Consider the following 21,079-nt stretch of genomic DNA (forward strand, 5'->3'; position numbering starts at 1 on the left):
CGGGGGCGCCCCCCCCCCACGTGGTGTTCCCCCCCCCGGGGGCCCCCCCCCGGCGGGGTGCGGCGCCCCCCCCCCCCCCCCCCCGCCGGGGCGCCCCCCGCGGCCGGGCCGTCGCGGTCCGCTGTAACGCTCCCGGGGCGGTTCTGTGACGCACCCGGGGCGTGGAGGGCTCGGCCCGGACCCGGTCTGACCACTAGTCTTTACTCTCTCTTGAAGGGGGAAGGCTCTTCGGGAGGCGGGTCCGGGAGAGCCCGGGGCTGCGGGGAGGCAGGGGGTTTCGATGGCGGACGTGCAGGTCTCCAGGACGGTCCTCGACCGGACGGTGCCGGCGCCCCGGGCCGGCTGCCCGGACGTCGCGGCGGCGCCGGCCGGCGCCGCGCTGCGCCCGCGCGGGCTGCAGGACCTTCGCCGGGCCGGGCGGGGCCGGGCCCGCCCGGCCGCGCTGCACTACCCGGCGGACGACCTGCTGGTGGTCTCCGGACTGCCGGGCAGCGGGAAGAGCACCCTGATGCGCCGCTGCGTGAGCGCCCCGTTGGTCGACTCGCAGCTGGTCCGCGAGGAGTACGCGGCCCGGCTGCCGGCCTGGCTGCCCTACGTGGTGTACCGCCCACTGGTGCGGATCGCGCACTACCGGCGGCTGCGGCGCGCCGTGCTGGCCGGCGGCCCGCTCGCCGTGCACGACTGCGGGGCGGTGCCGTACGTGCGCCAGTGGCTGGTGCGGATGGCCGAGCGGCAGGGGCGCCGGGTGCACCTGGTCCTGCTGGACGCCAGCGCCGAGGAGGCCCGCGACGGCCAGCGCGCCCGCGGCCAGGCCGTCTCCGCGTACGCCTTCGCCCGGCACCGGGAGGCGGCCCGGCGGCTGCGCCGGCGGCTGGCGGGGACGGGGAGCCCGCCAGCCGGATGTGCGTCGGCCGTGGTACTCGACCGGGCCGGTGCGCGTGCCCTGCGGGAGATCGTCTTCCTGGCGTCGTAGTCTCGGCGAGGCGGTTCGGGCGCCCGGTTCATCCCGTTCGTCCTGTTCCGCCGGCCGCCGCACCGCTGCGCGGGGCAGACGGGGTGTCACGTTTCGGACAGGCCGGGGCCGGTCCTGTGCGCAGGTGCGCGACGGGACATGCTCCATGTGCGGCGAGGTCGGACCACTCGGACTTCCGGGTTATGTCCGATTTGTCGTCAGGAGTTCCAGGCCGGAACACGTCTGACGCGTACACGCGACCCTGCGTAGCCTGTGGCACGGCGGCCCCCCTCAACCGCCGTCCCCCACCACACTCCAGGAGCGCAGATGCGTCGTTCCGCCCGTGTCCCCTCGCGTGCCGCCCACAAGTTCCTCGGCGCCGCGGCCGTCGTCGCCGCCCTCGGCCTCACCCAGTTCGCGGCTCCCACCGCGACGACCGCCGCCGGTGCGCCCGCCCAGGCCCCGTCCGCCGCCGCCTGCACCGGCGACACCTCCCAGGACGCCACGGCCCGCAAGCCCGCCGGCAGCCCCGGTGCCCAGGAGCCCAACGCCGTCACCCAGACCCAGGCCCAGGCCATGGACGCGGACCTGCAGTCCCGGCTCAGCCAGCTGGCGCACTCCCCGCAGGGCGGCAACACCTTGGTGGCCCCCGGCACGCTGGCCGCCACGACGACCATCCCGGTGTACGTGCACGTCGTGCACTCCGGTACCACCGGCAAGCTGTCGGCCACGACCATCGCCCGTCAGATCGACGTCCTCAACGCCGCCTACAGCGGCCAGGGCACGGGCAACACCGCGAGCCAGTTCCGCTTCCAGCTGGTCGCCACCGACTACACCGACAACGCCACCTGGTACAACGGCGTGACCCCGGGCTCCAGCGCCGAGAAGGCGATGAAGACCGCGCTGCGCAAGGGCGGCGCCAGTGCCCTCAACCTCTACAGCGCCAAGCTCGGGCAGTCGCTGCTCGGCTGGGCGACCTTCCCGAGCTCCTACCGGTCCAACCCGACCGACGACGGCGTGGTGATCCTCGACTCCTCGTTCCCCGGCGGCTCGGCCACCAACTACAACGAGGGCGACACCGCCACCCACGAGGTCGGCCACTGGCTCGGGCTCTACCACACCTTCCAGGGCGGCTGCAGCGGCCAGGGCGACTACGTCGCCGACACCCCGGCCGAGGCGAGCGCCGCCTACCAGTGCCCGGCGGGCCGGGACACCTGCACGTCCCCCGGTGTCGACCCGATCCACAACTTCATGGACTACACCTACGACTCCTGCATGACCCAGTTCACCCCCGGCCAGGTCGCCCGGATGTCCAACTCCTGGGCCGCATACCGCGCCTGACGGACCACCGGGCGGCGATCCGGAATCCGGCGGAACCCGGCGGGTGCGCGGCGAGGACGCCGTGCACCCGCCGCACCCGTTTCGGAGGTGTGCGAACCGATCGGCGCGGCAATTGGCGGACAAATGTCCCTGTTGATCTATGTTTGGAGGGCAAGGGAGCACGTCGAGCAAGGAGCAGCGGCATGGCCAACAGCGCGAACCCCAGGATCGTCGTCGGTGTGGACGGCTCGCCCGCCTCGGAACGGGCGCTGCGCTGGGCGGTCGACTACGCCCGGGTGACCGGCGGCACCGTCCACACCGTCGCGGCCTGGGAGTACCCGGCGTTCTACGGATGGGCCGGGGCGAGCGTGCCCGCCCCCGAGTTCAACCCCGAGGAACTGGCCGGCAAGACCCTCTCCGACACCGTCGCCAAGACCGTCGGCGCCCGGCCCGACGTGCGGATCACCGAGTCGGTGGTCCCCGGCAACGCCGCCCAGGCGCTGCTGGAGGCGGCCCGGGGCGCCGCGCTGGTCGTGGTCGGCAGCCGCGGCCTCGGCGGATTCACCGGCGCCCTGCTCGGCTCGGTCAGCCGCCACCTCACCGAGCACGCCCCCTGCCCGGTGGTCGTGGTCCGCCACGGCGCGGGCGGCGAGGAGGCCGCCGAGTAACGCGCACCTGCGACGGGCCGCCGCGCGGGGGGAGGATGGAGGCATGCCAGAAGGTGACTCCGTCTACCGCGCGGCGGCCCGCCTGCACGCCGCGCTCGCCGGGCAGGTGCTGACCACCGGCGAGCTGCGGGTGCCCGCCCACGCCACCGCCGACCTCGCCGGGCGGCGGGTGCTGGAGGTCGTCCCGCGCGGCAAGCACCTGCTCGCCCGCCTGGAGGGCGGCCTCACCCTGCACACCCATCTGCGGATGGACGGCCGCTGGGTCGTCTTCCGCCCCGGCGAGCGGTGGACCGGCGCGCCGCTGCACCAGATCCGCGCCGTCCTCGGTACCGAGCGGGGCACCGCCGTCGGCTACCGGCTGCCCGTGGTCGAACTGCTGCGCACCACCGACGAGCAGCGCGCCGTCGGCCACCTCGGGCCGGACCTGCTCGGGCCCGACTGGGACCCGGCCGAGGCGGTCCGCCGGCTGCTCGCCCACCCCGGGAGGCCGGTCGTCGAGGCCCTCCTCGACCAGCGCAACCTGGCCGGCATCGGCAACGTGTACGCCAACGAGCTCTGCTACCTGGCCGGTGTCACCCCGTGGACGCCGGTCGGCGAACTGACGAGCGCCGACCGGCTGGTGGCCCGCGCCCACCAGGTGCTGGACGCCAACCGGCTGCGCTCCGGCCACGTCACCACCGGTGACACCCGGCGCGGCCACCAGCAGTGGGTCTACGGCCGGGCCGGCCGGCCCTGTGCGCGCTGCGGCGCCACGGTGCTGACCGCGGACCACGGCACGGCGCCGCGGGAGCGGCCCGCCTACTGGTGCCCGTCCTGCCAGCGCGGCCCCGCCCCGGTGGTCCGGCCCGGTCCGCCCGGACGGCGCGGGCGCTGAGGGCCGGCCGGCGCCCCGGTCAGGAGGGTTCGACCAGGGCCGGACGGCGCGGGTCGTCCAGCCGGACGGTGAGGTCGGCCACCTCGGCCGGCCCGGTCTCGGCGTCGTAGCGGGCGAAGGCGGGCAGCGTCCACTGCTCCTGCGGCGCGGTCCGCCGGGCCAGCGCCGCGGGGGAGAGCGCCAGGTGGACCGTCAGCTCCAGCGGCAGCCACCGGCCCAGCAGCAGCGCGCCGTCCAGCAGCAGCACCCCGCCGGGCGCCAGCTCGGTGTACGCCGCGCGGGTGGCGCGGTCGGCCACCGGGTCCCACAGCGACGGCAGCACCCGGCCGGAGCCGCCCGGCTCCAGCGGGTCCAGCACCTCGCGCAGCAGGGCGCCGTCGTCCAGCCAGAGGTCGTGGAAGGCGTCCGCGTCGTGCCGGCCGTACTCCAGCCGGACCGAGGCAGGGCGCAGGAAACCCGCCGCCGAGACCCGCAGTGCCGGCAGTCCGCGCAGCCGCAACGGCTCGACCAGGGCGTCCGCGAGCACCTCCGGCCGGGCGGCCGCGGCGCCGTCCACGGCCACCCGCAGCCACCGGTCCCCGGCTCCGGGCAGCGCGGTGATCCGCTCGGCGAGCAGTTCGACGAGGCGGTCGGGCGAGATCGGGCGGATCGACACGGCATCATCCTGCGGTCGGGGGCGGCGGAGGGGGCGGCGGCCGGGGCGGCGGAGGGGTCCGGGGCGGCGCGGGGTCCGGGGGCGCAGGCGCGGACCGGGGCGGCCGGCGCTCGTCGTCGAACGCCCCCGGGATTCACGGCACGGGCAGCGCGCCCAGACAGTAGAGGGTGCTGTCGTGGCCCGCGAACAGCCGGGTGCCGTCGCTGGCGACCGACCAGACGTCGACCCCGGGACCGGAGTCGGTGAAGGTCGTGAACGCCCGCCCGGACTCCGTCGCGACGAAGTGCACGCCCGCGTCGGCCGGGCCCGGCACCACCAGGGTCGTGCTGGTCAGCAGCGGGCGGCAGCGACGGTCCAGCCGGAACGGCAGCCGCAGCCGCCAGACCTCCTCGCCGCTGTCCGCCGCGTGGGCGGTGACCAGCCCGTTGTCGCGCAGCACGTACAGCCGGAAGTCGTCGCTCACCGGCGGCAGGGCCCGCCACTCCTCGCCGGCCGGGGGGAGCACCGACCAGCGCGGCCTGCCGTCCTCCAGCCGCAGCGCCCGCACGCCCCCCGAGCCGGCCGGGAGGTAGACGTGCCGCTGGTCGACACCGGACCAGGTGGTCCCGGTGTTCTCCGCGGACCAGAGCGGGCGGCCGGTGGCGCCGTCCAGCAGCGAGACACCGGCCGAGGGGTCGGCGTCCACGGCGAGCAGCCGGCCGGCGCCGGTGTCGAGCATGGCGACCGAGGTCTCGCCGCGGTCGGCGGCCGGGCGGGACCAGGCCAGGGCGCTGCCGGCGGCGTCCAGCGCGAACAGGCTGCGGCGCAGGGTGCCCCTGGGGGCGACCGAGCCGTACACCAGCCGGCCGTCGCAGCCGAACAGGGTGATCAGGTCGCCCAGCTCCGGGGGCAGCGGCAGGCTCCAGCCGGCGGTGGGGCCCACCAGCGTCCGGGCGTCGACGTGGCCCGGCGAGGCGGTGAACAGCCGGCCCGCGCCGACGACCAGCGGGGAGTCGTCCGGGAACCCCTTCGGCGGGCCCTCCTCGACGGTCGCGGTGACGGCCCCGGTCGCCGGGTCGAGCAGCCGCACCCCGCTGCGGGAGACGTAGACGGGGGCGAACAGCCGGCCGTTCAGCCGGCCCGGCGTCATCGGCTCGGGACCGCGGTAGACCCACGCCGGCTCCGGCCCGCTGACCCGGGTGGGCAGCGGCTGCGGCTTCGGCGGCGCGGGCTGCGACCCGCCGAGGGAGCGCGACACCCCCCAGACGGCGGCAGCCGCCGCCAGCACCCCGGCCCCGGTCAGCAGCCGCCGCCGGGTGGGCCACGGCCCGCCGCCGTCCGCACCCCCGGTCAGCACGTCACCGGGCGCGCCGGCGGCCCGGTCCCCGTCGTCCCCGTCCCACTGCCAGGACGCCTCACCCGCCGGACCCTCGGACGGTGTGGTCCCCATACGTCGTCACTCGTCTCCCCCGGGGCAGCCGTTCTGCGCTGCGCTGTCCAGGGAGAATACCCAAGTCAGCGCCCCGTTCCCGCGCCGTCGCCCGGTGCCCCCGGCCGGCCGGGGGCACCGGGGAGGCCGTGGTCGGCGAGGTCGGCGAGGACGTCGGCGTGGCAGGGCAGGGGCGCGCACCAGCACCCGAGCCGGTGGCCGCGCAGGGCGGGGACGAGGGCGAGCAGCTCGGGGTGGCCGAGCAGGTGGTCGCGGTACCTGACCAGCATCTCCTCGCGCGGGAGGTCCGGGCCGGGGCGGTAGGGGCAGTGCAGCGGGGAGGCGTCGAGGTGCCAGCCGCCGCGGTGCATCGTCCGGCCGACGTAGACCACGTCGGCGAACGCGGGGTCGTCGCGGTGGCCCTTGAGGTTGACCACGGTGGTCGGGCCGGGGCCGGAGGAGCGGGGCGTCATGGGGTCGATGGTCGCGCGGTGGGGGCCGACGGGCACCCCGGGGCGGGCCGGGGCTCGTCTTGACAGCCCCCGGGGCCCGGCGTAGCAAGGGAGGATGCGCGAGGGTGTGCCCGCGGACCCGCCCGGTCCGCGACCGAGCGGCGGCGGTGCCCGGGCGGTGCGACCCGGCCCGCACCGCCCGCACGAGCACGCCGCGCCGTCCCCGGAGGAGCAGCTGGTCCGCGACCGGGACACCCTGGTGACCTCCGCCGTGCGCACGGTGCTCGGCGGCACGGACGCCCACGGCGCCACCCTCCACCTGCGCTCCCGCGACCGCCGCTCACTGGTGCTGTGCGCCGTCGCGGGCGTGCCGCTGTCGGTCCTCGGCCCGTTCCGGCGGATCGCCGCCGCCGGGCCGCTGCCGGTCGCGGTCGGCTACCGCACCGGCCGCACGGTGCTGCTCGCCGACACCGAGGACACCATGCGGCGCTTCCCGCAGTTCGCCCTCGGCCTGCCGTACGACTTCGCCTCCGCCTGGGTCCCGGTCCGGGCGGGCGAGGAGACCTACGGGGTGCTGGGCGTGCTGTGGCCGGCCTCGGGCGACGGCGTGCCCGAGGGCGCGCGCCGCCACCTGCGCGCGGTGGCCGACCGGCTGGCCGCCGGCCTGGCCGGGCTGGCGGCGGACGGCCACCCGGTGGAGCCCAACGGCGAGACCACGGTCGTGGAGCTCACCCCGCCGTCCGCGCCGACCACCCGGGTGGGCCTGTTCGACTGGGACGTGCTGGCCGGCGTGGTCACCGCCGACGACCAGTTCTGCGAGATCTTCGGTCTCGCCCCCGGCGACTTCGACGGCCGCGCCGACACCCTCTCCGCCCGGATCGCCCCCGGCGACCTGCCCGAGTTCCGGGCCGCGGTGCGCACCGCCCTCGACGGCGACCGGGTGCTCGCCGCCCGGCTGCGGGTGCTGGACCGCGACGGCCACCCCTATCCCGTGGAACTCTGGGCCCGGGTGCCGCACGACCGCCCGGACACCTGGGGCCGACTGGTCGGCGCCGTCCTCGACACCCGGACCGGCACCGCTGCGGCCGCCGCCGTGGAGCGGCTGCGCGACGGCGTCTTCTCGCTCGACCCGGACGGCCGGATCACCTACGCCAACCACAGCGTCGAGCTGCTGCTCCGGGCCTGCCGCGAGGACCTGCTCGGCCACCACCCCTGGCAGGTGCTGCCCTGGCTCTCCGACCCGGTGTACGAGAACCGCTACCGGGCCGCGCTGCTCTCCCAGCAGCCCACCGCCTTCCTCGCCCTGCGCCCGCCGGACAGCTGGCTGGCGTTCTCCCTCTACCCCGACGCGCACGGCGTCACCGGCCGGGTGGTCGCCGCCGAAGCGCCGCCGGACGCCGCCGCCCCGCCCGCCGAACCCGCCCCGCCCGGCGCCTGGACCGGCCTCGGCGCGATGTACCACCTGCTCCAGCTGGCCAGCGCGCTGAGCGAGGCGGTCACCGCCAGCGAGGTGTTCCGGGCGGTGGCCGACGAGATCCTCCCGGCGCTCGGCGGGCAGGAGCTCGCCATCTACGCGGTGCGGGACCAACGGCTGCACCTGGTCTCGGAGAGCGGCTACCCCGACGGCTTCCTGGACCGCTTCGAGGGCATCCCGGCCGGTGCCCGGGTGCCCGGGGCGGAGACGATCAGCAGCGGCACCCCGATCTTCTTCGAATCCGTCGACGAACTGGCCGCCGCCTATCCCGGACTCACCCTGGACGACATGGGGGCGTGGGCGTTCCTGCCGCTGATCGCCTCCGGCCACCCGGTCGGCAGCTGCATCCTGGGCTTCGACCGGCCCCGGGTCTTCACCCTGGAGGAACGCGCCCTGCTCACCGCGCTGGCCGGCTTCATCGCCCAGGCGCTGGAGCGGGCCCGGCTGTACGACGCCGAGTTCACCCTGGCCCGCGGCCTCCAGCAGGCGCTGCTCCCGCACCGCCTGCCGCAGGTGGAGCAGGTCCGGATCGCGGCCCGCTACCTGCCGGGCACCCAGGGCATGGAGATCGGCGGCGACTGGTACGACGCCATCGTCACCGGCAGCGACCTCTGCCTGGTCATCGGCGACGTCGAGGGCCACAGCGTCGGCGCGGCCGCCACCATGGGCCAGCTGCGCAGCGCGGTGCGCGCCTTCGCCACCGGCGGCCACCCGCCGGACGAGGTGCTGGCCCGCACCAACCAGCTGCTGCTCGACCTCGACCCCGGGCTGCTGGCCAGCTGCTGCCTGGTGCGGCTCACCCCCGGGGCGGGCACCGCCCTGGTCGTCCGGGCCGGCCACGTGCCGCCGGTGCTGCGCCACCCGGACGGGCGGGCGGAGGCGCTGGAGGTGCCCGGCGGGCCGCTGCTCGGCGTGGACGCGGCGGCCTCGTACCCGGTCAGCCCGCTGACGCTGGAGCCCGGCTCGGTGCTCGCGCTGTACACGGACGGGCTGGTCGAGGACCCGTCGGAGGCGATCGACGAGGGGGTGGAGCGGCTGTGCGCCGCGCTGGCGGGCCCGGCCGCCGGCTGGTCGGCGGCGGACGGGCCGGACGGGCTGGCCGAGCGGGTGCTGCACGAGCTGGGCTCGACGCACCGGGTGGACGACATCGCGTTGATGCTCACCGCCTACCGGTGAGCGCCCGCCGGTGACCGCGGGCGCGGGACCCCCGCGGGCCGCCGCGCAGCGACTTTCGTCGGACCCGGTCGCGACGAACGGCGGCGGTGGCCGCCGCCGCCGCTTCGTTAGCCTCGACGCGTGGACGTCATAGCAAGAGCCTGGTCGAAGGCGGTACGGACGGCGCTGCCCGGGCCCTGGCGGTCCGGCACCGTGGTCCGCGAGGCGGCGGGCGCGCTGCTGCTCGGCGGGCTCGCCGCGCTGATCGAGGTGGCCAGCCGCTCCGGCCTGGCGCCGGAGATGGGCGCGGCGGTCGCCGTCCTCTTCCTGCTGCGCCGGGGGCTGCCCGCGTCGGTGCTGGTGCTGACCGCGGCGGCCAGCGGGTTCGGCGGCGGGCCGCTGCCGCTGATGGTCTGTGCCGGCTGGTCGGCCGGGGCCCGGGTGCGCCGGGTGGGGGTGCTGGTCGGTTCCTTCGCCGTCGGCTGGCTGCTGATGACGGTGCTGGGCGTGACCAAGGACGCCGGTGAGCTGCCGGTCAAGGCCATCATCGGGTTCTCGCTGGGCGGCTACCTGCTGTTCGCGGTGCTGCCCGCGCTCTGGGGCCGCTACCGGGCGCAGCGCCGGGAGCTGCTGGACGCGCTGCGCGAGCGCAACGCGCAGCTGCTGCGCGAGCGCACGATGGTCGCGCACCAGGCGCGGCTGCGCGAGCGGCACCGGATCGCCCAGGACATGCACGACAGCCTGGGCCACCAGCTGGCCCTGATCTCGGTGCACACCGGGGCGCTGGAGGTGGACCGGACCCTCACCGACCGGCAGCGGGAGGCGGTCGGGGTGCTGCGGCTGGCGGCGGTCGCGGCGATGCGCGAACTGCGCGAGGTGGTGGGGGTGCTGCACGACGAGTCGACGGCGGCGCCGTCCGCGCCGGGCGCCGTGCCGGCGGGGGCCGGTTCGCCGGCGGCCGCGGCCGGCGCCGGGGGTGCCGGGACGGGCGGGGTGGACGGGATCGAGGGGCTGGTCGCCTCCTCCCGGGCGGCGGGCACGGTGGTCGAGCTGGTCCGGGACGGCGAGCGCCGTGCGCTGACCGCGTCCGCCGGTCACGCGGCGTACCGGGTCGTCCAGGAGGCGCTCACCAACGCGCACAAGCACGCCCCCGGCGCGCCGATCACGGTCGCCCTGCGCTACGAGCCGGACGCGCTGGTGGTGGAGGTGGTGAACCCGGCGGCGCCCGAGCCGGTGGGGGTGCGCCCCGGCGGCGCGGGGCCGGCGGTCAGCGGCGGCCAGGGCCTGACCGGTCTGCGCGAGCGGGCCCGGCTGGTCGGCGGCATGGTGCACGCCGGTGCGACGGCGGGGGCCGGGTTCCGGCTGGCGGCCGTGCTGCCCTACGAGGGCGCGGAGGGTCCGGCCGGCCCCGGGAGCGCGGAGGCGGACACCGGCGCGGACGGCGCGTGGAGCGCGGAGGGGGCGCCCGCCTGGGCGCTCGACGGCGTGCCGCCGGCCGGGGCCGCTCCGGCGAAGCGGCGCAGCCCGGCGATCGGCTGCGCGGTGGGCGGCGTCGCGGTGCTGCTGGTCGTCCTGGGACTGATCGTCTGGGGCGTCGTCGGGTTCGTCCGCTCCGCCCAGGACTCCACGGTGGAGCGGTCGGTCTACGAGCAGATCGAGGTCGGCACCCCGGAGGAGGAGGTGAAGCGGCGGCTGCCGCCCGGCAGCTCCTTCTTCACCGACAACCTGCGGGGCACCGGCCCGACCCCGCCGGAGGGGTCGGTCTGCCACTACTTCCTCTCCGACGGCACGGGGGACAGCTGGGACGAGGAGAGCGCCGTCCGGTTCTGCTTCAAGGACGGCGTGCTGGCCGACAAGCAGCACTACCGGGTGAAGCAGTGACCGGGGCGGGTGTGAGGATGGTCCCCGGCGCCGCCGGCCGCTCCGGTGGCGCGCCGTCAGGACCAGTGCAAGGGGATGACCAGCCGTGATCCGAGTCCTCGTCGCCGACGACGAGCCGCTCATCCGGGCCGGGATCAGGATGATCCTGTCCTCCGCCGACGACATCGACGTGGTGGCGGAGGCCGCCGACGGCCGGCAGGCGCTGGACCTGGCCAGGGCGCACCGGGCGGACGTCGTCCTGCTGGACATCCAGATGCCGGTGATGGACGGACTGACGGCGCTCGCCGAGCTGCCGAGGGCCGCCCCCGGCGCGCGGGCGCTGATCCTCACCACCTTCGGAGAGCGCGAGAACGTGTTGCGCGCCGTGAGCGACGGGGGCGCGGGCTTCCTGCTGAAGGACACCGCGCCGGCCGAGCTGATCCAGGCCGTCCGGGCGGCGGCCACCGGGCACGCCTTCCTGTCGCCGGCCGCGACCCGGCACATCGTGGACTCGCTGGCGGGCGGGCAGGCCGGGCCGGCCGCGGCCCGCGGGGCGCGGGCCCGGCAGCGGCTGGAGGTGCTGACCGAACGGGAGCTGGAGGTCCTGGCGCTGCTCGGGGAGGGTCTGTCCAACGCGGACGCCGGGGCCCGGATCCACATGAGCGAGGCGACGGTGAAGACCTACGTCAGCCGGATCCTGGCCAAGCTGGAGTGCGACAACCGGGTGCAGGCGGCGCTGCTGGCCCGGGACGCGGGGCTGGACGGCGCCGGCTGAGACGGTCCGGGGCCCCGTTCGGTCCGTACCCGGACGGGTCGTGTGCCATGCGCTGAGCGATTTCCTGCTCACGCTGCGTAGTGGAGGTGGTGAACACCACATCGACGGCGGGTGGAATCGGGAACTCCGATCGGCGTGGTGACGGCGCGTCAGGTGGCCGTAGCGATTTGTCGACGACGGGGCCGGCATGACGGCCGGTCGGGTGTGAGTGACGGCACGGAAATCGACCGTTTGGGCCGGGAAATACGGTCAAAGCCGGTCGTTTCCCGGTCGATTACATGATCAATACCGCCGGTAACAGTCAACTGACCTGCGGCGTCCAAGAATTGCTTGATGCGGCCCGGCGGCCGCCCTTAGCTTCATTGGCGGTGCAACGAGCACCACCCGGGTTCACCCCCGACGCACGGCCCGCCGACTGACCACCGGCGCGAGGGCGGTGCCCGTCGACGCGACCGGCTCGAACAGGCCGTCGGCGAGCGGAGGGTGGCCGGGGCGGCGCGGCACGTCGGACACGTGCCCGGCCGCCCATCGAGTGAGGGAGCGACAACCGGCCCCGGCAGGGGCCTGGTTCCGCACGCCTGCCCGGGGCTTGTCGAGAGGACTTCCATGAATCCCCGTCACGAGACCGCCGCTTCCACCACCGTCGACAGCTCCACCTCCGGCACCAACGGCACCGCCAGGCGCAACCGGGTCCGGCTGGCTGTCGCGGCGGGCGCCGCCGTGGCGGCGCTGCCGGTGGCCGGCCTCGTCACGGCCACCTCGGCCTCGGCCGCCCCCACCTCCTCCTGGGACGCCGTCGCCCGGTGCGAGAGCGGCGGCAACTGGAGCATCAGCACCGGCAACGGCTTCTATGGCGGACTCCAGTTCACCCCGTCCACCTGGCGGGCGTACGGCGGCACCGCGTACGCCCCGCAGGCCCACCAGGCGAGCCGCGAGCAGCAGATCTCGGTCGCCGAGAAGGTCCTGGCCAAGCAGGGGCCGGGCGCCTGGCCGGTCTGCTCGGCCAAGGCCGGCCTCAACCGGGGCGGCGCGCCCGCCGTCACCGACGCCCCCGCCCCGGCGCCCCAGGCGCAGCAGCCGGCCAAGGCCGCCCCGGCCCAGAAGCCGACGGCCCGCAAGGCGCCGGCCCAGGCGCCGTCCCAGGGCTCCTCGCAGGGTGCCGCCAAGCCCGCCAAGCCCGCCGCGCCCGCCGCGCCGTCCGCGCCCGCCACGGGCGGGAGCTACACCGTCCGCAGCGGTGACACGCTGAGCAGCATCGCGGCCAAGTTCGGCCTCGGCCCGGCCGGGCTGCACGCCAAGAACCTCAAGGTGATCGGTACCAACCCGAACCTGATCTTCCCGGGCCAGACCCTGTCCTTCTGACGCCGTCCGGAGCGCCCCTCCGGCCGGCCCGCACTCCCCGGCACCCCCTGCCCGGGGTCCCGCACGGCCGCCCCCCCCCCCCCGGGCGGCCGTGCGGCGTGTCGCGGGAGGGCCGGAGCCGCCGGAGTCGTGCCGGACCGGGGGTAGTTGAACGTTGAACGCGACGTCCGAATACCGCCGGAAGCGCAGGTCCCGCGGGTCGAGGATCGACTCATGTCCGCGAACGACCTGAGGAGTTCTGACGATATGACCACGACCACGACCACGACCACGCTCGCGAAGCTCGACGGCAAGGTGGCCCTGGTGACCGGCGGCAGCCGGGGCATCGGAGAGGCCGTGGCGCTGCGGCTCGCCGAGGAGGGCGCCGATGTGGCGGTGACCTACCTGGGCAGCGCCGAACGGGCCGAGGCGGTGGCGGCCAGGATCACCGCGACGGGCCGGCGCGGCTGGGCGGTCCGGGCCGACAGCGCGGACCCGCAGGAGGTGCGCGCGGCCGTCGAGGCCGTCGCCGAGCGGTTCGGGCGGCTCGACATCCTGGTCAACAACGCCGGGGCGGGCTTCATCGGGCCGATCGAGGAGACCGGCCCGGCGGACGTCGACCGGGTGCTGGAGGTCAACGTCCGGGCGCCGTACCTGTACGCCCAGGCCGCCGTGCCCCGGCTGACCGAAGGCGGCCGGATCGTGACCATCGGCAGCTGCATGGCCCAGCGGGCCGCGTTCCCCGGCGGCAGCCTCTACGCCACCAGCAAGGCCGCGATGACCGGCCTCACCAAGGCGCTGGCCCGCGAGCTGGGCCCGCGCGGGATCACCGTCAACCTGATCCACCCCGGCCCGATCGACACCGACATGAATCCGGCGGACGGCCCGTCGGCCGCGTTCCAGGCCGGCTTCACCGCGCTCGGCGGCTACGGACGTCCGGCCGACATCGCCGCGACCGTCGCCCACCTGGCGGGCGAGGAGGGCCGGTACATCACCGGCGCCGAGATCGCCGTGGACGGCGGCTTCGCCGTCTGACCCGCCGCACCGGCGGCCGGCCCGGGGTGTTGCTCCGGGCCGGCTGTCGGTGCCTCCGTCTACGATCGGCCGGTCAGACCCTGTGGGCGGGCGCGTGCCGACGGCGCGCCCCGGCGCACGGGTCCCGAGCGCGGGCCGGTGCGGCCCCGACGACGGAGAGGTGGGCCATGACCGGACCGCAGGACCCGATCGAACTGCTCGCCCGTGCCCTCGCCCAGACGGCCGGTCTGGTCGACGGCGTCGGCGCCGAACTGGCCGGCCACCCGACGGCCTGCCGGTCCTGGGACGTCGGCCGGCTGATCAGCCATCTGCTGCACGACCTGCGGCAGTTCACCGTCCGGGCGGAGGGCGGAACGCCCGACTGGGCGGAGCCCTTCGAGCGGGTCGAGGACGACTGGCTGCACCGTTTCGAGGCCGGCGCCGAACGGCTGGTCGCCGCCTGGCGCGAGGCCGGGGACCTCGACGGCGCCATCGAGCTCCCCGACGGCCGCGCGTTGCCGGCCCGCTTCCCGGTGGACCAGCAGACCGCCGAGTTCGCCGTGCACGCCTGGGACCTCGCCCGGGCCACCGGCCAGTCGACGGCCGGGCTGGACCACGAGGTGGCCGAGGCCTCGCTCGCCTGGGGCCGCGGCGCGCTGCGGCCCGAGTACCGGGGGAGCGAGGAGGACGGGCACGCCTTCGGCCCGGAGGTCGCGGCCGCCGGGGACGCGCCGGTGTACGACCGGCTCGCCGCCTTCTTCGGCCGCGACCCGGGGGCCGCCGGGTAGGGCGGCTCAGCCGCGGCTCCAGACGAAGGAGATCTCCGGGTAGCGCGGGGAGGGCGCGTTCAGCAGCGGCGACGGGCGCCCGCGCAGGAAGCGGTCGAAGTGCGCGCGCACATAGGCGCGGGCGAGCGCGGTGGAACGGGCCGGGGTGATGGTGCCGAACAGCGCGGCGTAGAGCTCCGGCGACATGCGGTCGGCGGCGTGGCCCGGCCCGGCCGAGTACGGCCGGTCGGTGAAGCTGAGGTGACCGGAGTCGCGCTGGCGCAACTGCCGCCCCCAGCCCTGCTGGTGGGAGCGCCAGCGCTTCCAGGTGTAGTGGTCGGCCAGCGAGGTGATCAGCAGGAACGGCCGGTCCAGCCCCTCGTCCGCCACCGGCGAGCCGAAGAAACCGCCGTCCATGTCGAGCCCGGCCGCGAACCGGCGGTCCTGCCGCACGGCCTCCGCGGCGGCCGCACCGCCCATCGAGTGCCCGAACACGCCGATCCGCCGCGGGTCGGCGGACGGCAGTCCCGGCTGCCGGAGCGCCGGGCGTCCGGTGGTCAGCTCCGAGGCGACGAAGCGGAGGTCGGCGACCCGGGCGGCGACCTCCTTCTGCTCGGCGGCGTCCCAGTCGGCCGGCTCGTCCTCCAGCACGCTGCGCACCACCCGGCCGTCGGGGAACTCGACGGCGGACGCGTCGTAGGTGTGGTCGAGCGAGGCGACCAGGTAGCCGTGCGCCGCCAGGTCCTCCGCCAGCGCCGTGCAGTTGCTGCGCCCGCCCTTGCGACCGTGGCCGAGCAGCAGCAACGGCAGCGCGCCCGGGAGCGCCGGCGCGCCGGTCCGCGCCGTGGGGCGCATCCGGGCGAGGGTTCCCGGGTCGAGGAAGGAGTCCTGCTCCATCACCTCCGCCACGCGCGCCGTGGTGTACGGCGCGCGCGGGCGCCCGGCGGCGCCCGTCGCGGGGTACCAGAGCTGCACCATCAGCTCGCGCGGCCGCGGTGCGGGGGCGAACGGGTCCTGCCGGCTCTCGTCGACCAGGTGTAGCGACACCGTGCCGACGGGGCGCCCCGCGGTCGGTGCCGGGAGGTCGATCGGCGCCGGGGCGCCGCCCGGCCCGGGCGCGGCCCCGGCGGCCGAGGCGGGCAGCGCGAGCGCCATGCCTCCCAACCCCGCGGCGGTCAGCAGCGAACGGCGCCGGATCATCGTCATCCACCCCTCGGGTCAACGGTCGTGACGTCGGATCACCCTAGGCGGGCGCGTCCCCCGGGGCCAGGGGTGTCTCACGGAGCGTCGCCCGTCGTGTGTTCCGGGGCCGGCGGATCAGGCGCCGGTGAGGGCGAGGCGGATCCAGCGCTGGGCCTCGGCGGTGGCGCGGTCGAGGGGGAGAACGCCGGGAGCGGTGGCGGCCTGGACGATCAGGCCCTTGAGCAGGCCGACCACCGCCGTCGCGGCCACGTCCGGGTCGACCTCCGGCCGCACCTCGCCGTCGGCCACGCCCTGGCGGACCACCTCGGCCGCCCAGTCGCGCGTCCGGGCGTCCAACCGCGCGACGGCGTCGGTGAGTTCGGAGGAACCGGCGAGCGCCTCGGCGCCCAGCACGACGAAGGCCCGGCCGAGGTCGGTCGGGTGCCGCACGCCGTCGAGGCACGCCTGGGCGAAGGCGCACAACTCCTGCACGGCGCCCGCGCCGCTGCGCTCCGGCGCGGCGGCGGCCATCGCCTCGGCGAGCGCCTCCTCCTGGAGCCGGGCCAGCAGGGCGCCCTTGGAACCGAAGTAGTGCGAGGCCAGGCCGCGGCTGAAGCCGGCCTCCTCGCCGACCCGGGCGAGGGTCACCCCGGCGCTCCCGTGCTCGGCGACCAGGCGCGCGGCGGCGGCGAGCAGCGCGTGCTCGGCCCGCGCGCGCCGTTCGGCCTGGGTGCGGCGCGCCGGCTCGGGGTGCTCCGCCGGTGCGGGGGAGGGGGCTGTCGGGGCATCGTGCGTGGGCATACCACCATGCTAGGGTGGAACTTGCTTGTTGAACAACAAGTAAGTTCGGATGGTGCGGCCGCCGATCGCGCCACCCCCTGTGGAAGGGAACCGGGATGACCGCCACGATGCTCGCCGGCCGGCTCGACGTCGCGAAGGGCGCCTTCGCCGTGGAAGAGGTGCCGGTGCCCACGCCGGGGCCGGGCCAGGTCCTCATCAAGGTCGGTGCCGCCGGCGTCTGCCTCTCCGACGTTCACCTGATCGAGGGCATGCTCAAGCCGCTGCACCTGCGCGGCGACAAGGTCACCCTCGGCCACGAGGTCGCGGGCACCGTGCACACCCTGGGCGAGGGCGTCACCACCGCCGCGGTCGGCGACCGGGTGCTGCTCCAGGCCGGGGAGAGCAGGAACGGCGTCGTCCTCACCCGGGGCGTCGACTACGACGGCGGCTGGGCCGAGTACGCGCTGGCCACCGTGGAGACGCTGGTGCCGATCCCCGACGAGCTGCCGTTCGAGCAGGCCTGCTTCATCCCGGACGCGGTCTCCACTCCCTGGGCCGCGATCACCGGCACCGGCGCCGTCCGCCCGGCCGAGGCCGTCGGCGTCTGGGGCGTGGGCGGGCTCGGCGCCCACGGCGTCCAGCTGCTGCGCAGCATCGGCGCCCACCCGATCGTGGCGGTCGACCCGCTGCCCGCCGCCCGCGAGCGGGCCCTGGCCTTCGGCGCCGACGCCGCGCTCGACCCGGGCGACCCGGAGTTCGCCGACCGGCTGCGCACCGCGACCCGCGGCCGCCCGCTGGCCGCCGCGTTCGACTTCGCCGGGGTGGCCCCGGTGCGCGAGCAGGCGATGGCCGCGCTCGGCGAGCACGGCCGCCTGGTGCTGGTCGGCCTGACCAACCAGCCGCTGACCATCACCAACGGCACCCTCGTCAGCTACCTGCGCCAGCAGATCCGCGGCCACTACGGCTCGGAGGGCAAGGACGTCGTCGACCTGGTCGACCTGGTCCGCGGCGGCCGCCTGGACTTCTCCCGCTCGGTGAGCGGCACCTTCCCGCTGGCCCGGGCCGCCGAGGCGGTCGAGGCCCTGGAGCAGAAGCAGGGCAACCCGATCCGGCTGGTCCTCACCCCCTGACCGGCCGGGTGGCGTAGCCTCCCCCCGTGGTGCGATGGGCACCGCGGGGGGAGGCTCGCATGCTCGGATGGTGGTTCGTGGTCACGGCTCCGGCCGACGGGGAGGCCGAGGGGGAGGTCCTCGCCAAGTGGGAGACCGGGCTCGGCGGCCTGGACTGGATCGCCGGCCTGGCCGCGGCCGGCCGCGCCGACCAGCTGCGCTTCGACGGCTACCCCCTGCGCTACACCGCCCGGGCCGGGGACGTCCTGCCGCTGCTCACCGACGGTTCGGCCTTCGACACCGGCGCGGGCGCCGACCACTGCCCGCGCGAGCTGCACCCCGAGCGGATCGCCGCCTGCCCGCCGGACGCGCTGCTGACCGTCGACGCCTGGGACCAGTCCTGACGCCCGGCGTCGAGCCCGGCCCTAACGCCCCGCGGCGGACCGGGCGGCGGCGCGTTTGACGGCCTCGCGGATCCGCGGGTAGCTGCCGCAGCGGCAGATGTTCTGGATCTGGTCGATGTCGGCGTCGGTGGGCGCCGGGGTGCGGCGCAGCAGGGCGACCGCCGTCATGATCTGGCCGGGCTGGCAGAAGCCGCACTGGGCGACGTCGCACTCCAGCCAGGCCTCCTGCACGGGGTGCAGGGTGTCGCCGTCGGCGAGGCCCTCGATGGTGGTGACCCGGCGGTCCGCGCAGTCCTTGACCGGCACGATGCAGGGCTGGACCTCCTCGCCGTCCAGGTGGCTGGTGCAGGCGCGGCAGACGCCGACCCCGCAGCCGTACTTGGGGCCGGTGACGCCGAGCTTGTCGCGCAGCACCCAGAGCAGCGGCATGTCGTCCGGTGCCTCGACGGTGACCGGCCGGCCGTTGAGGACGAAGGTGTGGCTGGGCATGGGCGGCGCGTTTCCTCGGGGTCGTCGTGGAGCGGGGTCGTCGTGGGGCGGGTTCGTCGCGGAGTGGGGTCGTGTGCGGCGGGGTCAGAAGTTGACCGGGAAGGAGCGCGGGGCGGTGCCGGTCGCCCGGGCGTAGGCGTTGGCGACCGCCGCCGAGGCCGCCGGGACGCCCAGTTCGCCGGCGCCGCCGGGCGGTCCGCCCGGCGGCAGCAGGTGGATCTCGACCACCGGCGGGCTGTGCTTCTGCCGCGCGTAGTGGAAGTCTCCGTAGCTGCCCTCGCGGACGGCGCCGTGGTCGATGTGGTTGCCGGCCTGGAGGATCACCGAGATGCCGTCGATCAGCGCGCCGGTCAGCTGGGCCTCCAGCCCGGTCGGGTTGATCACCGTGCCGAGGTCGGCGGCGATCACGGCCTTGGTGACCCGGGGCTGGGTGGGCTCCGAGGCGTCGAGTTCGACCAGGTAGGCGGTACGGCCGCCGTTCTCCGCGTGGTAGCCGACGCCCTGGGCCCGGCCGGGCGGCATGGCGCGGCCCCAGCGGCCGGCCCGGGCGACGGTGTCCAGGACGGCCCGCCCGGCCGGGTCGCGCAGCCGGGCGCGGCGGAAGGCCACCGGGTCCTCGCCGAAGCGGCGGGCCAGCTCGTCCGTCATGATCTCGTCGGCCACCCGCACGGTGCCGGAGTAGACGGAGCGCCAGCTGCCGGTGGGGATCGCCAGCGGGACCTCGGAGAGCACCTGGGTGGGGACGCCGACCTCGTACGGATTGTTCTGGCTGAGCAGGAAGAACGCCTGGGCGACCGAGAGCCCGGCGACCTGGAGCCGGAAGCCGGCGGCGGTGAGCGCCTCGCCGAGGCCGTGGCCGAAGTCGGTCCGCACGGTGGCGGCGCGGTGCTCGTAGCTGAGCACCTGGCCGAGCCCGTAGGTGGCGCGGATCCGGTGGTGGGTGGCGGGGCGCATCCGGCCGTGGCGCATGTCGTCGTTGCGGGTCCACATCAGCTTGACCGGGCGGCCGGCCGCGCGGGAGATCTGCGCGGCCTCCAGCGCGGCGTCGTAGAACAGCCGCCGGCCGAACGATCCGCCGCCGCGCACCACGTGGACGGTCACCGCGTCCTGCGGCAGGCCGAGCTCGGCGGCGACGGCCTGCTGGGCGACGACCGGCGTCTGCGCGGCGAACCAGAGCTCGGCGCGGTGGGGGCGGACGTCGGCGATCGCCGTCAGCACCTCCATCGGCGCGTGGTTGACGAAGGCGAAGTCGAACTCGCCGTCCACGTACTCGGTGAGCAGCGGCGGCACCAGGAACGGCGCGTGCGCGGCGCGCAGCTGCCGGCGGATGTCGGCGTCGGAGAGCGCGGCTACCGGGCCCGGGTGCCAGCTGGTGCGCAGCGCGTCGCGGGCCCTGAGCGCCTGGTCGAACGTTTCGGCGAGCACGGCGACCCCGCTCGGGACGGTCACCACGGCGAGCACCCCGGGCATGGCGCGGGCGGCGGAGGCGTCCAGGGTGGCCAGGGTGCCGTTGATGGTGGTGGGGCGGGCGACGACGGTCGGCACCGCGCCGGGCACGGCGAGGTCGCCGGTGTACCGGGCGCGGCCGGTGACGATGTCGCGGGCGTCGATCCGGCCGGTCGGGCGGCCGATCACCCGGCGCTGCCCGTCCGGTTTCGGGACTGCGGGGACGGCGGGTGCCGCGACGGTGGCGGCCGCGGCGGCGAGTTCGCCGTACCCGGCCCGGCGGCCGTCGGGGGCGAGTACGGCGGAGTCGGCGGTGCGCAGGGTGCCGGCCGGCAGCGACCAGCGCAGGGCGGCCGCGGTGACCAGCCGGGCGCGGGCGGCGGCGGCCACCGCGCGCACCGGGTCGTAGAGGGTGCGCACCGAGTTGGAGGCGCCGGTGAGCTGATTGAACAGCAGGTCGGGGCGGCTGTCGGAGAGCGGGACGTCGACGTCGGCGAGCCGGGCGTCGAGCTCCTCGGCGACCATCATGGCGACCGTGGTGGTGAGGCCCTGGCCGACCTCCAGGCGGGGCAGGTGGAGGACGGCGCGGCCGGCCGCGGTGATCTCCAGGACGAGCAGGTGGGCGGTGGGCAGCCCGGCGACCTGGAGGGCCTGGCCGAGGTCGAGGATGTCGGGGATGCCGGGCAGGCCGAGCAGCGGCGAGGCGGCGGCGGTCCCGCTCCCGGCGGCCTCGCTCCCGGCGGCCTCGCCCGCTTCACCGGCCTCGGCGGCCCGGGCGGCGGCGGGGGCCGCGGCGTCCAGTCCGGCCCGGGCGGCGACGGTGAGGGTCGGCGCGGCGAGCAGGTAGGTCAGGAAGCGGCGGCGGGCCGTGGCGCCGGCCCGCTGTTCGGCGGCCGGGCCGGTGCCGCCCGGGGGCGCGGTGGAGGTGCTGATGGGGAGAGCCCTTCTCGCCGG

The 21,079-nt window shown here is 76.5% G+C and carries 19 protein-coding genes; 12 read left to right on the forward strand and 7 right to left on the reverse strand.

Going from position 1 to position 21,079, the window contains the following annotated elements; translation table 11 throughout:
- Nucleotides 1–280: 280 nt before the first annotated feature.
- From ACFXAM_RS24920 to ACFXAM_RS24935, 4 genes are all read left to right on the forward strand, one after another.
- Nucleotides 281–973: an AAA family ATPase gene (locus tag ACFXAM_RS24920; protein WP_380294459.1), complete on the forward strand. Its 693-nt coding sequence runs from the start codon at nt 281–283 to the stop codon at nt 971–973.
- Nucleotides 974–1,279: 306 nt separating this feature from the next.
- Nucleotides 1,280–2,293: a zinc metalloprotease gene (locus ACFXAM_RS24925; protein ID WP_380294460.1), complete on the forward strand. Its 1,014-nt coding sequence runs from the start codon at nt 1,280–1,282 to the stop codon at nt 2,291–2,293.
- A gap of 182 nt (nt 2,294–2,475) precedes the next feature.
- A complete protein-coding gene (locus tag ACFXAM_RS24930; RefSeq protein WP_380294461.1) occupies nt 2,476–2,940 on the forward strand; it encodes a universal stress protein in 465 nt (154 codons plus the stop codon).
- 43 nt (nt 2,941–2,983) lie between these two features.
- Nucleotides 2,984–3,814, forward strand: coding sequence for a DNA-formamidopyrimidine glycosylase family protein (locus ACFXAM_RS24935; RefSeq protein WP_380294462.1), 831 nt, complete (start codon nt 2,984–2,986; stop codon nt 3,812–3,814).
- A gap of 19 nt (nt 3,815–3,833) precedes the next feature.
- On the opposite strand, the gene ACFXAM_RS24940 is transcribed toward ACFXAM_RS24935, so the two are convergent.
- The 3 genes from ACFXAM_RS24940 to ACFXAM_RS24950 all read right to left on the reverse strand — a co-directional run bounded on the left by ACFXAM_RS24940 (nt 3,834) and on the right by ACFXAM_RS24950 (nt 6,350).
- Nucleotides 3,834–4,469 carry a uridine kinase gene (locus ACFXAM_RS24940; RefSeq protein WP_380294463.1) on the reverse strand — a complete coding sequence of 212 codons (636 nt, stop codon included), beginning with the start codon at nt 4,467–4,469 and terminating at the stop codon, nt 3,834–3,836.
- Nucleotides 4,470–4,602: 133 nt separating this feature from the next.
- Nucleotides 4,603–5,898: a PQQ-binding-like beta-propeller repeat protein gene (locus tag ACFXAM_RS24945; protein ID WP_380294464.1), complete on the reverse strand. Its 1,296-nt coding sequence runs from the start codon at nt 5,896–5,898 to the stop codon at nt 4,603–4,605.
- 65 nt (nt 5,899–5,963) lie between these two features.
- Nucleotides 5,964–6,350 (reverse strand): DUF4326 domain-containing protein, encoded by a 387-nt coding sequence (locus ACFXAM_RS24950; RefSeq protein ID WP_380294465.1) that lies wholly within the window; start codon nt 6,348–6,350, stop codon nt 5,964–5,966.
- 94 nt (nt 6,351–6,444) lie between these two features.
- On the opposite strand from ACFXAM_RS24950, the gene ACFXAM_RS24955 reads away from it, so the two are divergent.
- From ACFXAM_RS24955 to ACFXAM_RS24980, 6 genes are all read left to right on the forward strand, one after another.
- Nucleotides 6,445–8,979 (forward strand): SpoIIE family protein phosphatase, encoded by a 2,535-nt coding sequence (locus tag ACFXAM_RS24955; protein ID WP_380294466.1) that lies wholly within the window; start codon nt 6,445–6,447, stop codon nt 8,977–8,979.
- 120 nt (nt 8,980–9,099) lie between these two features.
- Nucleotides 9,100–10,839: a sensor histidine kinase gene (locus ACFXAM_RS24960; protein WP_380294467.1), complete on the forward strand. Its 1,740-nt coding sequence runs from the start codon at nt 9,100–9,102 to the stop codon at nt 10,837–10,839.
- Between the two features lie 85 nt (nt 10,840–10,924).
- The gene (locus tag ACFXAM_RS24965) at nt 10,925–11,593 is read left to right on the forward strand and encodes a response regulator (protein ID WP_380294468.1); all 669 of its coding nucleotides are present in this window, start codon (nt 10,925–10,927) and stop codon (nt 11,591–11,593) included.
- A gap of 606 nt (nt 11,594–12,199) precedes the next feature.
- Complete coding sequence (locus ACFXAM_RS24970; protein WP_380294469.1) at nt 12,200–12,955, forward strand: transglycosylase family protein; 756 nt, start codon at nt 12,200–12,202, stop codon at nt 12,953–12,955.
- 246 nt (nt 12,956–13,201) lie between these two features.
- Entirely contained in the window at nt 13,202–13,969 is a 768-nt protein-coding gene (locus tag ACFXAM_RS24975; RefSeq protein ID WP_380294470.1) for an SDR family NAD(P)-dependent oxidoreductase, read from the forward strand.
- A gap of 167 nt (nt 13,970–14,136) precedes the next feature.
- Nucleotides 14,137–14,736: a TIGR03086 family metal-binding protein gene (locus ACFXAM_RS24980; RefSeq protein ID WP_380294471.1), complete on the forward strand. Its 600-nt coding sequence runs from the start codon at nt 14,137–14,139 to the stop codon at nt 14,734–14,736.
- Nucleotides 14,737–14,742: 6 nt separating this feature from the next.
- On the opposite strand, the gene ACFXAM_RS24985 is transcribed toward ACFXAM_RS24980, so the two are convergent.
- Both ACFXAM_RS24985 and ACFXAM_RS24990 read right to left on the reverse strand, forming a co-directional pair.
- Nucleotides 14,743–15,921 (reverse strand): alpha/beta hydrolase, encoded by a 1,179-nt coding sequence (locus tag ACFXAM_RS24985; protein WP_380294472.1) that lies wholly within the window; start codon nt 15,919–15,921, stop codon nt 14,743–14,745.
- Between the two features lie 111 nt (nt 15,922–16,032).
- A complete protein-coding gene (locus tag ACFXAM_RS24990; protein WP_380294473.1) occupies nt 16,033–16,698 on the reverse strand; it encodes a TetR/AcrR family transcriptional regulator in 666 nt (221 codons plus the stop codon).
- A 95-nt stretch (nt 16,699–16,793) separates the two neighbouring features.
- Here ACFXAM_RS24990 and ACFXAM_RS24995 point away from each other — a divergent pair, with 95 nt between their 5' ends.
- Both ACFXAM_RS24995 and ACFXAM_RS25000 read left to right on the forward strand, forming a co-directional pair.
- Nucleotides 16,794–17,807, forward strand: coding sequence for a zinc-binding dehydrogenase (locus ACFXAM_RS24995; protein ID WP_380294474.1), 1,014 nt, complete (start codon nt 16,794–16,796; stop codon nt 17,805–17,807).
- Between the two features lie 59 nt (nt 17,808–17,866).
- Nucleotides 17,867–18,190, forward strand: a complete 324-nt coding sequence (locus ACFXAM_RS25000; protein WP_380294475.1) for a hypothetical protein — start codon at nt 17,867–17,869, stop codon at nt 18,188–18,190.
- A 21-nt stretch (nt 18,191–18,211) separates the two neighbouring features.
- Here the strand turns inward: ACFXAM_RS25000 and ACFXAM_RS25005 are convergent, their stop codons facing one another.
- Together ACFXAM_RS25005 and ACFXAM_RS25010 are read right to left on the reverse strand one after the other, a co-directional pair.
- Complete coding sequence (locus tag ACFXAM_RS25005; RefSeq protein WP_380294476.1) at nt 18,212–18,679, reverse strand: (2Fe-2S)-binding protein; 468 nt, start codon at nt 18,677–18,679, stop codon at nt 18,212–18,214.
- Between the two features lie 84 nt (nt 18,680–18,763).
- A partial coding sequence (locus tag ACFXAM_RS25010; protein ID WP_380294477.1) for a molybdopterin cofactor-binding domain-containing protein occupies nt 18,764–21,079 on the reverse strand: 2,316 nt, incomplete at its 5' end.

The sequence above is a fragment of the Kitasatospora sp. NPDC059462 genome, assembly GCF_042749955.1.
Classification (GTDB): Bacteria; Actinomycetota; Actinomycetes; order Streptomycetales; family Streptomycetaceae; genus Kitasatospora.